General features: G+C 69.8%; 12 protein-coding genes and 2 pseudogenes. 6 read left to right on the forward strand and 8 right to left on the reverse strand.

What is annotated here, in order from left to right; genetic code table 11:
* Position 1 precedes the first annotated feature (1 nt).
* From ACFY3C_RS41765 to ACFY3C_RS41775, 3 genes are all read left to right on the forward strand, one after another.
* The gene (locus tag ACFY3C_RS41765) at positions 2–2,749 is read left to right on the forward strand and encodes a bifunctional YncE family protein/alkaline phosphatase family protein (protein ID WP_390774596.1); all 2,748 of its coding nucleotides are present in this window, start codon (positions 2–4) and stop codon (positions 2,747–2,749) included.
* A 211-nt stretch (positions 2,750–2,960) separates the two neighbouring features.
* Positions 2,961–3,704 carry an HAD family hydrolase gene (locus tag ACFY3C_RS41770; RefSeq protein ID WP_389177649.1) on the forward strand — a complete coding sequence of 248 codons (744 nt, stop codon included), beginning with the start codon at positions 2,961–2,963 and terminating at the stop codon, positions 3,702–3,704.
* On the forward strand, positions 3,701–6,097 hold the full coding sequence (locus tag ACFY3C_RS41775; RefSeq protein ID WP_390774597.1) for a glycoside hydrolase family 65 protein: 2,397 nt from the start codon (positions 3,701–3,703) through the stop codon (positions 6,095–6,097). The genes ACFY3C_RS41770 and ACFY3C_RS41775 overlap by 4 nt, the downstream gene beginning before the upstream one ends.
* On the opposite strand, the gene ACFY3C_RS41780 is transcribed toward ACFY3C_RS41775, so the two are convergent.
* The 4 genes and pseudogenes from ACFY3C_RS41780 to ACFY3C_RS41795 form a co-directional block, all read right to left on the reverse strand.
* Complete coding sequence (locus tag ACFY3C_RS41780; RefSeq protein ID WP_390774598.1) at positions 6,094–6,468, reverse strand: aminotransferase class I/II-fold pyridoxal phosphate-dependent enzyme; 375 nt, start codon at positions 6,466–6,468, stop codon at positions 6,094–6,096. The genes ACFY3C_RS41775 and ACFY3C_RS41780 overlap by 4 nt on opposite strands.
* Positions 6,469–6,485: 17 nt before the next feature.
* A pseudogene (locus ACFY3C_RS41785) lies at positions 6,486–6,641 on the reverse strand (aminotransferase); the annotation flags it as partial.
* 82 nt (positions 6,642–6,723) lie between these two features.
* Positions 6,724–6,846: a hypothetical protein gene (locus ACFY3C_RS41790; protein ID WP_390774599.1), complete on the reverse strand. Its 123-nt coding sequence runs from the start codon at positions 6,844–6,846 to the stop codon at positions 6,724–6,726.
* Between the two features lie 122 nt (positions 6,847–6,968).
* Positions 6,969–7,436 carry a hypothetical protein gene (locus ACFY3C_RS41795; protein ID WP_390774607.1) on the reverse strand — a complete coding sequence of 156 codons (468 nt, stop codon included), beginning with the start codon at positions 7,434–7,436 and terminating at the stop codon, positions 6,969–6,971.
* A 20-nt stretch (positions 7,437–7,456) separates the two neighbouring features.
* Here ACFY3C_RS41795 and ACFY3C_RS41800 point away from each other — a divergent pair, with 20 nt between their 5' ends.
* A complete protein-coding gene (locus ACFY3C_RS41800; RefSeq protein ID WP_390774608.1) occupies positions 7,457–7,957 on the forward strand; it encodes a hypothetical protein in 501 nt (166 codons plus the stop codon).
* 47 nt (positions 7,958–8,004) lie between these two features.
* Here the strand turns inward: ACFY3C_RS41800 and ACFY3C_RS41805 are convergent, their stop codons facing one another.
* On the reverse strand, positions 8,005–8,160 hold the full coding sequence (locus ACFY3C_RS41805) for a hypothetical protein (protein ID WP_390774609.1): 156 nt from the start codon (positions 8,158–8,160) through the stop codon (positions 8,005–8,007).
* Positions 8,161–8,173: 13 nt separating this feature from the next.
* Positions 8,174–8,920 (reverse strand): annotated as a pseudogene (locus tag ACFY3C_RS41810) (ABC transporter substrate-binding protein); the annotation flags it as partial.
* Positions 8,921–9,247: 327 nt separating this feature from the next.
* Here ACFY3C_RS41810 and ACFY3C_RS41815 point away from each other — a divergent pair.
* Positions 9,248–9,907: a TetR/AcrR family transcriptional regulator gene (locus ACFY3C_RS41815; protein WP_390774600.1), complete on the forward strand. Its 660-nt coding sequence runs from the start codon at positions 9,248–9,250 to the stop codon at positions 9,905–9,907.
* Positions 9,908–10,074: 167 nt separating this feature from the next.
* Here ACFY3C_RS41815 and ACFY3C_RS41820 read toward each other — a convergent pair whose 3' ends face one another.
* Together ACFY3C_RS41820 and ACFY3C_RS41825 are read right to left on the reverse strand one after the other, a co-directional pair.
* A complete protein-coding gene (locus tag ACFY3C_RS41820; RefSeq protein ID WP_390774601.1) occupies positions 10,075–11,739 on the reverse strand; it encodes a carboxylesterase/lipase family protein in 1,665 nt (554 codons plus the stop codon).
* Positions 11,740–11,771: 32 nt separating this feature from the next.
* A complete protein-coding gene (locus tag ACFY3C_RS41825; protein ID WP_390774602.1) occupies positions 11,772–13,019 on the reverse strand; it encodes a choice-of-anchor Q domain-containing protein in 1,248 nt (415 codons plus the stop codon).
* A gap of 665 nt (positions 13,020–13,684) precedes the next feature.
* On the opposite strand from ACFY3C_RS41825, the gene ACFY3C_RS41830 reads away from it, so the two are divergent.
* Positions 13,685–13,846, forward strand: coding sequence for an esterase/lipase family protein (locus ACFY3C_RS41830; RefSeq protein ID WP_390774603.1), 162 nt, complete (start codon positions 13,685–13,687; stop codon positions 13,844–13,846).
* Positions 13,847–13,942: the final 96 nt, after the last annotated feature.

Raw genomic sequence — 13,942 nt, forward strand, 5'->3', positions numbered from 1 at the left:
CATGCAGGTAACCCGCAACCGCAGGACTGTCGAGACGAGCCTTCTCAGCAGACGACTCGGTCGCCGGAGCACCCTCACGGCAGCCGCCACCGCGGTCGTCCTCGCCGTCACCGCCGGCATCGGTTACGCCCAGACGCACCAGTTCGGCACCGATCAGGTCGGTCAGACCACCGACCGGGGCCAGGTCATCTCCAGCGACCAGTACATCGCCCCGTACGGTGACCGCCTCGTCATCAACAACGGCAAGATCATGTCGTCCTCCGCCAGCCCGGACGGCACCCACCTAGCGGCTGCGGTCACCGACGGCGGGAGTGCGCTGGCCATCGTCGATGTGCAGAACTGGAAGGTGCAGCAGGTCGTCGGCACCGCCGCGTCGTCGGTCCCGCGCCTCAGCAGCAACAGTGTGGGACAGGAAGGCCCCACGTACTCGCCCGACGGCAAGCAGCTGTGGCTGGGCCAGACCGACGGCTACACCCGGTTCACGGTGAACCCGGACGGCTCCGTCACCAACCCGACGTCGATCAAGATCCCGGCGGACGGGTCCAAGCACGCGCTGGTCGGCGAGGCGGTCTTCTCGTCCGACGGCTCCACCGTGTACTCGGCGGTCAACGGCCAGAACCGGGTGGTCGCCATCGACGCGGCGACCGGTGCCGTCAAGCAGAGCTGGGCCGTGGGCAACGCCCCGCGCGACATGGTCCAGGTCGGCGGGAAGCTCTACGTCAGCAACGAGGGCGGCCGACCGGCCAAGCCGGGCGACACCACCATGAACTCGTACGGCACCCAGGTTCCGGCCAACCCGAAGACCGGTGCCACCACCACCGGCACGGTCAGCGTCATCGACCTGGCGAACCCTCAGGCCGCCCCGTCGAGCATCGACGTCGGCCTGCACCCGACGGCCCTGTACGCCAAGGGCAAGGCGCTGTTCGTCACCAACACCGCCACCAACGACGTGTCGGTCATCGACACCGGCAAGGACGAGGTCGTGCAGACCATCGACACCCGGCCGTGGCCCGAGGCGTCGGTGGGCTACGAGCCCAACGCGGTGACGCTCACCGACGACGGTCGTCTGCTGGTGACGCTCGGCCGCGCCAACGCGGTCGCCGTCTACCGGTACAAGAGCGCGCAGGAGCCGGTCAGTTACGTCGGCCTGCTCCCGACGGACTACTTCCCCGCGGAGATCACCACCGTCGGCAACCAGGTGCTGGTCTCCAACACCCGTGGTGTCGACGCCCGCCGGCCCACCAACAGCGCCGGGCACGGCACCCACGACACCACGTCGAGCGTGCAGCGCTTCACGCTGCCGGACGACAGCGTCATCAGGTCCCAGACGGCCAAGGTCTTCCAGCAGAACGGCTGGACCCCCGGCTCGGTCAGGCTGGCCAAGGGCACGAGCCACAGGATGCCGGTCCCGGTCCCGCAGCGGCTCGGCGACCCCTCGACGATCAAGCACGTCTTCCTGATCGTCAAGGAGAACCGGACCTACGACCAGGTCTTCGGTGACATCCCGGAGGGCAACGGCGATCCCTCGGTGACGCAGTTCGGCGAGAACGTGACGCCGAACCAGCACGCGCTGGCCGACCAGTTCGGCCTGTACGACAACACCTACGACATCGGCACGAACTCCGCCGAGGGTCACAACTGGCTGATGCAGGCCGACGACCCGGAGTACACCGAGTCCTCGGCCGGTGAGTACGCGCGCAGCTACGACACCGAGAACGACGCTCTCGGCCACCAGAAGTCCGGCTTCCTGTGGACCGGTGCGCAGGCGGCGGACAAGACCGTACGGGACTTCGGCGAGTTCCAGTCGATCGAGAGCAAGCCGTCCGACGCCTCCTGGCAGAACCTGTACTGCGATGCCAAGAACATGGACGCGACCGGGCAGAACACCGCCTACCCGATACAGACGGGCTCGGCGATCCCGTCCCTCAACGACGTGTCGGTGCCGGGCTTCCCGATGTTCGACACGAGTGTCCCGGACATCTACAAGTACGAGATCTGGAAGCAGGACTTCGAGAAGAACGGCCCGGCGAACCTGAACATGTTCTGGCTCTCCAACGACCACACCGGTGGTCCGGCGAGCCCCGCGGCTCAGGTCGCGGACAACGACCTCGCGGTCGGCAGGATGGTCGACGAGATCTCGCACAGCAAGTACTGGAAGGACTCGGCGATCTTCGTCGTCGAGGACGACTCCCAGGCCGGCCTCGACCACGTCGACGGCCACCGTGCCCCGATCCAGATCATCAGCCCCTGGGCCCAGCACGGCACCGTCGACAGCCACTACTACTCGCAGATCACGATGATCCGCACCATCGAGCAGATCCTCGGGATCCACCCGATGAACCAGAAGGACAGCGCGGCCAGCCCGATGGCCGGGGCGTTCACCAGGAAGCCGGACTACACGCCGTTCACGGCGCTGCCCAACCGCACCTCGCTGACCGACGGTCTGAAGACCCCGCCTTCCTGCGGTGTGGACACCCCCGCGCCGCAGGACCCCAAGGCGGCGGCCGTGCCGCCGTCGAAGGTACCGGCGGACAAGCGGCAGCTCGCGGCCAAGTGGGAGGACTGGAAGTCCAAGCAGCGGCTGACCGGGCCGCACGCCGTGCCCGACTACGCGAACCCCGCGCAGCTGAACCACCTCACCTGGTACCAGACGCACAACTGGGCCAAGCCGTACCCCGGCGAGAGCAAGATCTACGCCCCCAACGACGTGCCGGGCGCCTACATCCCGTCTTCGGAATCCGACGGCTGACGTAGCCCGACCGCCCGCAGAGCCCCTGGCCGGCCGCACCGCCGGCCAGGGGCCCTGCTGCGCCATGACTGCGTCCTCCGGGCCGTGCCCACCCCGGTTCGTCCCGTGCCCACCCTGGCCGCCGCTCGGCCCTCGACCGAGCGGGTGCCTTCCGGCGTGCCGGACGGTGGCTTCACCCGAGCGGCCGCGGACGCCTCCTAGCCTCGGCGACATGCTGGGGCTTCCTGCTCATGTCCGTGCCTGCCTGTTCGACCTCGACGGTGTCCTCACCCAGACCGCGAAGGTGCACGCGGCCGCCTGGAAGGAGATGTTCGACAACTATCTCCGCGAGCGCGCCACACGTGAGGGGACCGAGTTCGTGCCCTTCGACGCGGTGGACGACTACGACGAATACGTGGACGGGCGGCCCCGTGCGGACGGCGTTCGCACGTTCCTCGCCGCACGCGGGGTGCACCTGCCCGAGGGAACGCCGGACGACACGCCGCAGGCGGAGACGGTGAACGGACTGGGCAAGCGCAAGAACGACCTGGTGCTGCGCCGGATCCGCGAGGACGGGGTGGAACCTTACGAGGGCTCGGTCCGCTTCGTCCACGCGGCGCGGGAGGCCGGCCTGCGCTGCGCGGTGGTGTCGTCCAGCGCGAACTGCCGGGACGTCCTGGCAGCGGCCGGCATCGAGGACCTGTTCGAGCAACGGATCGACGGAGTGGTGGCGCACGAGCGCCGTCTGCGCGGCAAGCCCGCCCCGGACACCTACCTGGAGGCGGCCCGCGTGCTCGGCACGGATCCGGACGCGGCCGCGGTGTTCGAAGACGCCCTGGCCGGGGTCGAGGCCGGGCGAGCGGGCCGGTTCGGCGTGGTCGTGGGCGTCGACAGGGTGGGCCAGGCGGATCAACTGCGGGCGCACGGGGCGGACATCGTGATCCGTGACCTGGCCGACCTTCTGCAGTCGCGATGATCACCCATCCCAGCTACACGGTCGAGCCGTGGTGCCTGCGCGAGACCGAGCTGAACCTGGACGTGCTCGCCCAGAGCGAGTCGGTGTTCGCGCTGTCCAACGGGCACATCGGGTGGCGCGGCAACCTCGATGAGGGAGAGCCCCACGGGCTGCCCGGCGCCTACCTCAACGGCGTTCACGAGCGGCATCCGCTGCCCTATGCGGAAGCAGGCTACGGATATCCCGAGTCCGGCCAGACGATGATCAATGTCACCGACGGCAAGGTCATCCGGCTGCTGGTCGACGACCACCCGTGCGATGTGCGCTACGGCCGGCTGGTGGCACACGAGCGGGTCCTGGACTTCCAGTCCGGCGTGCTCAGCCGCACGGCCCGGTGGACATCGCCCGCCGGCCGCACGGTCCGGATCACGTCACAGCGGCTCGTGTCCTTCACCCAGCGCGCGGTGGCCGCCATCGTGTACACGGTCGAGCCGATCGACGGACCGACCACGGTGGCCGTGCAGTCCGAACTGGTCGCCAACGAACAACTGCCCGGCCTGAAGGGCGACCCGCGCGTGGCCGCGGCGATCGAGTCCCCCCTGCATGCCGAGGAGCACTTCGCGCAGGACACCCGCCTGCGGCTCGTGCACTGCACCAGTCGCAGCGCACTGCGGGTGGCGGCAGCGGCCGACCATCTCATCGAGGGGCCCGACGGCACTCGTTGGACGGCGCAGAGCGAGCCAGATGTCAGCCGACTGACGGTGACCGCGGACCTGGTGCCCGGCCAGCCGCTGCGACTGGTCAAGTTCGTGGCCTACGGCTGGTCGGGGGAGCGTTCGCTGCCGGCCGTGCACGATCAGGTGGACGGAGCCGTGGCGGCCGCGGTCAGCACGGGGTGGGACGGGCTGGTCGCCGCGCAACGGGCGTACCTGGACCGCTTCTGGGCCGGCGCGGACGTCGAGGTCGAGGGCGACGCGCAGATCCAGCAGGCGGTGCGGTTCGCTCTCTTCCACGTGCTCCAGGCGGCGGCCCGCGGTGAGAACCGGGCCATCCCCGCCAAGGGCCTGACCGGAACCGGGTACGACGGACACTCCTTCTGGGACACCGAGTCCTACGTGCTGCCGGTCCTGACGTTCACCGCGCCGGAGACCGTCGCGTCGGCACTGAGATGGCGGCACCAGATGCTGCCTGCGGCCCGGGAACGCGCGAGCCAGCTGGGCTTGTCGGGAGCGACGTTTCCCTGGCGGACGATCGACGGTGGCGAAAGCTCTGCCTACTGGCCGGCCGGTACGGCTGCCTTCCACATCAACGCCGACATCGCCATGGCCGCCGCCCGGTACGTCATGGTGACGGGGGACGAGGACTTCGAGCGCGGTGTGGGGCTCGACCTCCTCGTGGACACCGCTCGGCTGTGGCGTTCCCTCGGACACCACGACCCGGCAGGCGTGTTCCACATCGACGGGGTCACCGGACCCGACGAGTACAGCGCCATCGCCCGCGACAACCTGTACACCAACCTGCTGGCCCGGCAGAACCTGCTGGCCGCCGCGGAGGTGGCAACGCGTCATCCCGACCGGGCCGCGGAACTCGGTGTCGACGACGAGGAGACCGCCGTGTGGCGGGACGCCGCGGCGCGCATGGCGATGCCGTACAACGAGTCCCTCGGCGTGCACGAACAGTCCGCCGGGTTCACGAGTTTCCAGCGCTGGGACTTCGAGGCGACCCCGCCCGAGAACTATCCGCTGCTGCTTCACTACCCCTACTTCGACCTGTATCGCAAGCAGGTCGTGAAGCAGGCCGATGTGGTGCTGGCGATGCTGGAGTGCCCACACCTCTTCTCCGACGAGCAGAAGGCGCGCAACTTCGCCTACTACGACGCGCTCACCGTCCGCGACTCCTCCCTGTCGGCGTGCTGCCAGGCGGTGCTCGCCGCCGAGACCGGGCACCTGCGGCTGGCTTACGCCTACCTCGGCGAGGCCGCGCTGATGGACCTGGACGATCTGGAGCACAACACCCGTGACGGGCTGCACATCGCCTCCCTCGCCGGGACGTGGATCGCCCTGGTCGCCGGTTTCGGCGGCTTGCGCAGGTACATCGGCGAGGAGGGACAGCTGGACCGGCTGGCGTTCGCACCGCGCTTGCCGGAAGCGCTCTCCAGGGTGGCGTTCACGGTGCTGGTACGCGGACGCAGACTGAAGGTGGACATCGGCCCGGCCCATGCGCGTTACCGGCTGGTGGAAGGTGAACCGCTGGTTCTGCTGCATCACGGGGAATTGATGACCGTGACCACCGACGCCCCGGTGGACCGGCCGGTGCCCCCGGCACCTGCGCGCCCCGAGCCGCAGCAGCCGCCGGGCCGCCGTCCGGAGGGCCTGCTCGCAGGGGAGGAGCACCAAGCGGACACACAGGACTAGGTTCTGTCTGCTTGGGTTCCCCGCCCCGGGTGGACTCCTGCGACCTGCAGTCCCGCCAGCGAGGTCAGCACAGTGTCGTTGGCGTTCCGGTTGCCGACGGTGAGCCGGAGTCCCTCGCCGGGGTAGTAGCGCGCCTGGACACCGGCGTCCCGCAGAGCGGCGAGGCCGTATGCCTTGGAGAAGGTACGCAGGACCAGCAGGTTGGGGTGTGCGTCCAGGAGCGCGGGTGTATCCGGCAGGTTGGTGTCGCGGGCGAACTCGACATGAGCCTCATCGAGGAGCAGGGTGACGTGTCGGGGAACCTGATCCAGGAACGCCGACAGCGCGCGTCGGCGGTGACCAGGCTTCCGGTGGGGTTGTGGGGATTGCACAGCACCACGACTCGGGTGCGGTGGTCGGGCGCCGTGAGCAGGGCGCCCAGATCCTGGTGTCCGTCTGGCGACAGGGGTATGGGGACAGGGCAAGCGCCGATCATGGCGGCCAGGAGAGGGGAGGCGTCGAACGTGCGCCAGGCGTAGGCCACTGTGTCGCCGGGCAGGACCACTGCCTGGAGCAACTGCAAGGCCCCGCCGACCGATCCGCTGCCGACCGCGGGCAAGTCCGTGCAAGGCGGGGATGTTCACGGCTCAGTCCCGTCCGCCGTGCCGGCGAACGGCGACGGCACCGGCGAAGTCGCCCGCCTGGGCGAATCCCCCGAGCACCATCAAGTTGCCGTCCTCCACCTGCCCGGAGCTGATCGCGCGGTCCAAGGAACTGGCGCCCGCCAATGGGGAAAACTCCAGGTCCTAGCATTGCTGGCGACGATTGCCGATCGACTGGACAGCCGAAGCACAACGCATAGGGACACAGGAAGTGGCAGCCTGACGACTCGTCACTCATCCCAGGGGCGCCAGCCGCCCTCGTCGTCGCTCCGCCACAGGCCGATCCCGCGGTCGCGCAGCGCAGCACGCAGCTCGTGCGGTGCCAGCCAGGAATGGAGCGGGACGAGGCCGGTGGTGTGGAGTCGGCCTGCCAGCAGGTGGTCGACGGCGATGCCGGCGAGCCGTGAGGGAATGCGACCGCCGTCCTGCCGGGCCGTCATCCCCAACCGGCGGGTGACCGGCCGCCCATCGCGCTCCCCACTCGCGGTGACCGTGAAGCCGCCTGCCTCGTCGCCGACCCGGCCGACGAGCCACGACGCCGCGCGCACCAGCGGGGTCCAGCGCCGGGTGGCACGGGGCCGCCCGGTGCGGGCAATCAGCGTGGCGAAGAGCCCCAAGGCCCGGTTGACCGCGGTGAATTCGGTACCAGCCTTGAAAGCGATCGTGCGGGCACCGCACAGTTCGGCCAGGACATCCACCCGGGGAAGGAGCGGGAGCCGTGGCCGCAGAGGTGTCGGGGACCTTCGAGTACAGGATCATGCACACCGTCACCAAGGAGGTCAGTGACCAGCTGACCCGGACGATCGCCCTCACCAACGCCGAGGCCGGCCGTCTGGAACGCTTCGACGAGTGCAGGAACGAAACCCGTGCGACGTGCGACCACTGCGGCGCTCAACTCAGGGTGGAGCTTCCGTCGTTCGCCGAAGTGCGCCGTGAGCGGCGCAGGCACGGGGTGTTGTGGAAGGTGTGTGCCCTGGCGACGGTCCTCAGCGGCTACGGCTTCCTCCACGTGATCCGCACTGCCACGGGCACGGGATACGGGCCCGGCATCGCCTTCGCCGTGACCGTGGCCGCGACGCTCTTCTTCGCGTACCGCACGCTGATCAGCGGATTGCTCTCGCGCAGCAACGGAGGGCCTGACGTCACTCGCGTCGACCGCAGGGAACGCGGAAACATCCGGCACAGCTGGACCTACGTGAAGGCAGGCGGGGATGCGTGACGCGATCAGGCGGACCGGCCGGCTCCCGTCCCCGTACCTCGTGCGGCTCAGGCCGTCGCATCCTCGTACTGGCCGAGAAAGCGGAAGCGGCCACCGGACGCCTGGGAGAGGTGCAGCGCCTTCATGGTGTAGCCGGTGCTCGACGACGTGTAGCGCAGCCGCTTGGTGATCCCGCGGTAGTCGGTGTCGCCCAGCCGTCCCACGAGCGCCCAGCGTCGTCATCGCGCGGCCGACGAAGAGCGCCGCGTCGTAGGCCCCGGCGGAGTACCAGGGCGGGGCGGTGTCGAAGCGTTCGCGGTAGACGGTGACGAAAGACTTCGCGGCCGCCATCCCCGTCGGATCGAGGAAGGCGGTGGCGAAGACCCAGCCCTCGGCGGCGACGCCCGCCGAGGTGAGGAAGCGGGGGTCGAGAGCGCGCTGGGTGGCCAGTCGCGCTGCGGAGTAGCCGGCGCTTCGCAGCGCGAGCGCCAGTTTCGCGGCGCGCGCAGGGCCACCGACGAACACCACCGCGTCCGCTTCCGCGTCGGTCACCGACACGGCGAAGGCACGGAAGTCGTCGGCTGTGTGGTCCTCGGCGGCGAGGGTACGCCGGGACGCGGGGTGCCGCCCGGAGCGCATGGCCTCACCCACCCATGTGCAGATGTTCCAGCTGAAGTCGCCCTCGGCCGCTTCGTCGATCAACAGCGTCCTGCGGGCCCGGGCGGTGCGGACGAGGTACGCGACCAGGGGCGCAGCCAAGTTGCGGTCGGGGGGCCGGGTGGCCGCGTACGTCCGGTACTTGACGGGGGACACCCCGTCGAGCCCAACCGATACGGAGACCATGGGCAGCAGTGCCTTCTGATATTCGGCGAGGACGGCCTCGGCACAGGCGTCGGTGGTCGGCCCGATCACCGCGCACCTGGAGCGCGAGGTCGAGGCCGCGGTCTGTACGGGAGTTGAGATGGTCGACGGCGAGTCGGACACCGTCCTCCTGGGCGAGTCCCACCGCTTTTTGTCCTCCCGTCAGATCCGCGTGCAGGGTGACCACCAGTCGCGGAAGCCGGGTGCCGCCGCCCCGTATCGATGCGTGACCGGGGCGGTCCGCCGTCCACCAGGCCGCCGTCGCGCCCGCCGTCAGAACCCCGGCGGCCGAGCCCAGCACCAGGAGCTTGGGGACGGGTGCGTCGCAGGGCGGGGCAAGAAGGGTGCGCCGGGAAGACGCGCACGCTGCTCGGCCATGGAGTCAGGAGCTGCCCGGTCCCCACAAGGCCGCGGTGCAGTGCGAGCAGCTTCTCGCCTAGAGTCCGCTGTATGACGGAGGCACCGGCCCAGGACCGCGGCGCACGGTCCCGTGACGCAATTCTCGACACCGCCGGCGAACTGATGTCGCGGTATGGCTACGCCGCCACATCCATTTCCATGATTTCCTCCGAGTGCGGCCTGCCGGCCAGTTCCATCTACTGGCACTTCGGCAGCAAGGACGGGATCTATGTCGCGGTGCTGGAACGCGCCAGGACCGCGCTGCTGGCAGCCCTGCCCCCGGCCGAGGTGCCCGGCGCCGACGTCGCGCAGCGTCTGGACGGCTTCCTCGCGGAGGTCGAGGACGCCTTCCAGCGCCACCCACACGGTCTGAAACTGCTGCTGGGGCTGGGCATGGTGCAGCAGGACGCCAGCGCGGCGGCCGTGGCCGAGGTGCACCACTACCGCGACGCGCTGGTGGCTTGGGCTCAGGATGCGCTGAGCGCCGTCTTCGGGCTGAACGACCGCCCGGACGTTGCGGACGAACTGGCGCGCTTCACACTCAGAATGGCGAGCGGCACCGCCGTCGCCCGCTGGTTCGAACCGGGCGCCGTCCTGGAGACCGGGCCGTTGCACGTCGCGTTGCTGGCGCTCGCGGCTCACCACAACGTTCTGGTGCGCGGAACCTTGGGGGAGGTCGACCTGTCGCGTGACGTCACAGACAGGGAATGACGACTCTGATCGGCTGCGGCGACGGGCCGGAACCTCAGTTTCACCGTGGTGGGCGACGTCTGGACGATCCCGGACAGGTCGATGTCGGGGATGCACATCGCAGGGCCATTCGCGCAGACAGCCGTATCCCAGGACGAGGGCCCGTTGCGGCCGCAGCTGCGTCGACGTCATCGCACGGCTTCCGGGGAAGTGGGGGACGGGAGCCAGAACGCGCAGTGATGGTCGGTGGCGAAGTCGCTGGTGGGTGCGACCCGGTCCGGCACCAGCACCTGGATGCGGTCCCCTTCGGCCGTGTAGCGGGGCCAGGCGGGGGCACGGGAGCCGTTGGGGTTGCCGGTGGCCGCGAACCGTGCCCAGTAGGCGGTCATCGTGGCGGACAGCCGCCGCTGGGCGGGCGTCAGGCGCACGGAGTCCATGGGAAAGAGATAGGCCAGTTCGGAGGCGTGGAACGCGCCCTGCGGCGTGTGCGGTGCCGGGATGAACGGTGGAGCCTGGGGGTCGTGGAACTCATAGGCGTAGACAGGCGCTCGGGTGCCGTACAGCCGGCTGTCGTCCCATGCCGGGCAGGCGAACCGCCAGTCCGTGTTGACGGCGGAATAGGCCAGGTTCGGGGATGGATACGCCGAGGCCGGATAGGTGTGCAGGACTGCCCCTGTGCGGCTGCCGTGCTGGAGCCCGATCAGGGCGGCGTACGAGGCGGCGGTCAGGGGGCCGCCGCCGAGCAGATCCACGTACAGCGCGGTGAAGTACCTGTACTCGTCATGGGTGTTGCCGTTCAGTGTCGGGACTGCGTTCACTCGTCCCTCGGCCCATGCCCTGTGCGGAGCACGCGGGAGGACACGTGGCCCGGTGTTCGGGCCCCACAAGGAAGCGATCCCGGTCCCGGTGCCGCGAAGGAGCTCGGTGGTGGTCAGGGCGCGCAGACAGGTCGCCGCGGTCGTCCGGTCCGCGCAGCCGACCGAGGCCGCGAAGTCGCTGCCTCTCTGCTCGGCCGCGCCGAGCGTGAGCGGTGTCAGACCGCCGTCCGAGGTGCAGCTCCCGCTCTGCTGAATCGCTCGTTGGAACAGGCCTTCGGCGGTCGGGGAGGCGATGTGGGCGCAGGTGTCCACCGATCCGGCGGACTGGCCGCCGAGGGTCACTCGGTTGTGGTCGCCACCGAACGCGCCGATGTTGTGCCGAACCCAGCGCAGCGCGGCCTGCTGATCCATCAAGCCGTAGTCGCCGGAGGCGTGGTCCCCGCTCTCCGACGAAAGGGCGGGGTGGGCGAGGAACCCCAGTGCTCCCAGGCGGTAGTTGACGGTCACCACGATCACGCCGCGTGCGGTCAGCATCGAGCCGTCGTAGTCGCTGCCGGCGCCGTGGGCGTTGCCGCCGCCGTGCAGCCACACCAGCACGGGGAGAGGCCGGCCACCAGTGCGGGCGGGTGTCCACACATTGAGGTACAGACAGTCCTCCGTCGTGCTGCCGGTGCGGTTGGACTCGCCGGGCAGGACGGGGCCGCCGTCGGGGAGCAGCGTCAGCGGCAGTTGGGGGCAGGGTCGGCCCGGTGCGGTGGCGTCCCGCACGCCGGGCCATCGCTCGGCCGGCCGTGGGGGACGCCAGCGCAGCTCGCCCGTCGGCGGGGCGGCGAAGGGGATGCGCTGGAAGACCCGGACGCCGTCGCGACGAGCCGCGCCGCGCACCCAGCCGCGGTCGGTGCGCACGACCAGGGAGCCGTGAGCGGCATCGGCCCGGGCTGTGGGCGGGGGAACGGCGAGCGAAGACAGCAGCAGGGCCAAAACCGCGATCATGGTGCGGGCCAGGGTGGTGTTGCGCAGGCTCGGCGATCTCATCGCATCTCCTGATGCCGGTGCGAGCGGTGTGGTCATGCCGTGTCCTCGTAGGCGCCGATGTCGCAGGCGGCGCCCTGGGGGCGGGCGATACCGCGCTGATCGGTGGCCGGGCAGTCGGCCGCCGCGTCCAGGGCGGGGCTTCCCGGCAGCAGCGCGGCGGTGTCCGTGGGGCCGCCGTTGTCGGCGAGCGGGCCGATCAGCGGCGCACGGCTGGGCAGGTCGCCCGCAGCGGTGAGCCGGCAACTGCCGTCACTGTCGATGTTGTGGCCCTCCGATGCGATGGTGGCGAAGGCCTTCTTGCAGTCGGCGTCCTTGCCGTCGACGCGGTTGCCGGCGACGACGGAGTTGCGCAACGTCAGTCGCCCGAGCGGCAGATCGACGACGTCGGGGATCGGATGGGGCAGGCTGTCGAGGTAGGCGGGGGCGATGTTGATTCCGCCTCCGCCGTCGCTCGAACTGTTGCCGGAAATGGTCGAATTGAGGATCTCCACGGGTCCCCGGCCGCGGATGTCGATCCCGCCGCCGTAGCCGGCGAGGCTGCCGGGGCGGTCGCCGGGGTTCGTCACGCGGTTGTCGGCGACCGTCGAGTTGGTCACGGTGCCGCTGTCGTCGAACCTGATGCCCCCGGCCTCTCCCGCGGCGTTCCCGCTGACGGTGCTGTCGATCAGATCCAGGTGCGAGCCAGGGATGTTGAAGATGCCACCGCCGTAGCCCGCGGAGTTCCCGGTCACGGCGACCCGGCGTAGCGTCATGCGGTGTCCGTTGGCGATTCCGCCGCCACCGGTGTCGGTGATGGGCAGTTCGCGCTCCTGAGCCGTTCCCCCAGTGATCGTCAGGTCGGACAGCCGGGTGTCCGCCTGCATGCGGAATGCGCGGTCCAGGTGGTTGGCGTCGATGATGGTGGTCCGTGCGCCGGAGCCGTGGATCGTGGTGGGCGCGTCGACGTTCAGGTCACCCGTGGTCGGGTCGGGGTGGTCTCCGATGATCTTGCGGGGATCGGGTGGGATCGTCAACTGGTAGCGGCCCGGAGGCAGTGTGATGGTGCTGCCCTGGCGGGCATTGGCGGCCATCACCGCGGCGCGCAGGCTGCAAGCGCCCGACGCGGTGCGGCACAGGCCGTCCGACGGGTCGGCATCGACCGCGTCGGACGTGGTGTCCACAGTGAACTCCGTCGGTCCGGCGGCTGCGGGCGTCGCGACAGCCCTGGCTGTGGGTGCGGCGAGTGCTGCGGCCGTGGTGAGGACGACGGCGAGTGCCGCCGGGCTGGTTCGGACGTTCATCAGTGCACTCCTCTCAGCGAGGAAGGGGAGGACTCGGCTGATGCGAGGACTTCCTGCTGGTGCAGATGCGGCTCGTGTGAGAAACGCGGCCGGGCGCCTTCTGGTGTGGCGCTCGAGCGGCGGGGCGGGCCGGAGCAGGGGCTGGCGGGCCGCGAACGGCGTGTGAACCGTTCGTGCTCTGTAGGGAGCGTTCCATTCACTGAGTTCACGTGTCTACTGGCCGGCAGGAGAATGACCGGATAGAGCGGCATCGTGGAAGCCGCTTGAGCGCCAAGGAGGGTGGGCGCACCGCCTCGGCAGCGACCATGCGAAAAAGCTCGACGCGTACCTCTTGACCGCCCATACCTACTGGTCCGTACCCTCGCGCCATCCTCAACGACATCGGTGTTCTCCCGTGCCACCGCGGCGAACCGGCCCCTCGGCACGCTCCTGCACGCCCACAGCTGAGTTCCCGTGACCCGGGCAACGCCCCACGCGGTCTTCCAGCCAGTCCGCGCCGTCGAGCGCTTTCCTGATACCCACCCTGAGAGTCCATCGCGAGGAGAGCCCTCGTGACCGCTGCCGCCGCCGTGGCCGGCGCCCTTCTCGCCGTGCAGGCCTCAGGTCCCGCTCAGGCTCGAGCGGCTCCACCCGCAATTCCGCCGGCGACCCGATCCTGTTCGTGCATGGCTACAGACGCCGGCAACTGGAACACCATGGCCGACCGATTCAGAACCGGCGGCTGGCCGTGCTCCTACCCGACAGAGGTCGACCGTCTGCTCGTGGCCGCCGGCGCCACCAAGATCGACATAGTCAGCCACTCCATGGGCGGGCTCACCTCGCGCTAGTTGTATTGATCACGAGCGTTGTTAACGCGGGCCGGTCTTGATCGTGGCGAAGGCCTCCGTGTGTGGTGGAGGTGTCGAATCTTCACCGCACGGAGG

The sequence above is a fragment of the Streptomyces sp. NPDC001410 genome, from assembly GCF_042895235.1.
GTDB lineage: Bacteria > Actinomycetota > Actinomycetes > Streptomycetales > Streptomycetaceae > Streptomyces.

What these genes read in the sequence shown, in the direction of transcription:
- ACFY3C_RS41765 (WP_390774596.1), top strand. Translation starts at nt 2, where the DNA reads ATGCAGGTAACCCGCAACCGCAGGACTGTCGAGACGAGCCTTCTCAGC.
- ACFY3C_RS41770 (WP_389177649.1), top strand. Translation starts at nt 2,961, where the DNA reads ATGCTGGGGCTTCCTGCTCATGTCCGTGCCTGCCTGTTCGACCTCGAC.
- ACFY3C_RS41775 (WP_390774597.1), top strand. Translation starts at nt 3,701, where the DNA reads ATGATCACCCATCCCAGCTACACGGTCGAGCCGTGGTGCCTGCGCGAG.
- ACFY3C_RS41815 (WP_390774600.1), top strand. Translation starts at nt 9,248, where the DNA reads ATGACGGAGGCACCGGCCCAGGACCGCGGCGCACGGTCCCGTGACGCA.
- ACFY3C_RS41820 (WP_390774601.1), bottom strand. Translation starts at nt 11,739, where the DNA reads ATGAGATCGCCGAGCCTGCGCAACACCACCCTGGCCCGCACCATGATC.
- ACFY3C_RS41825 (WP_390774602.1), bottom strand. Translation starts at nt 13,019, where the DNA reads ATGAACGTCCGAACCAGCCCGGCGGCACTCGCCGTCGTCCTCACCACG.
- ACFY3C_RS41830 (WP_390774603.1), top strand. Translation starts at nt 13,685, where the DNA reads ATGGCTACAGACGCCGGCAACTGGAACACCATGGCCGACCGATTCAGA.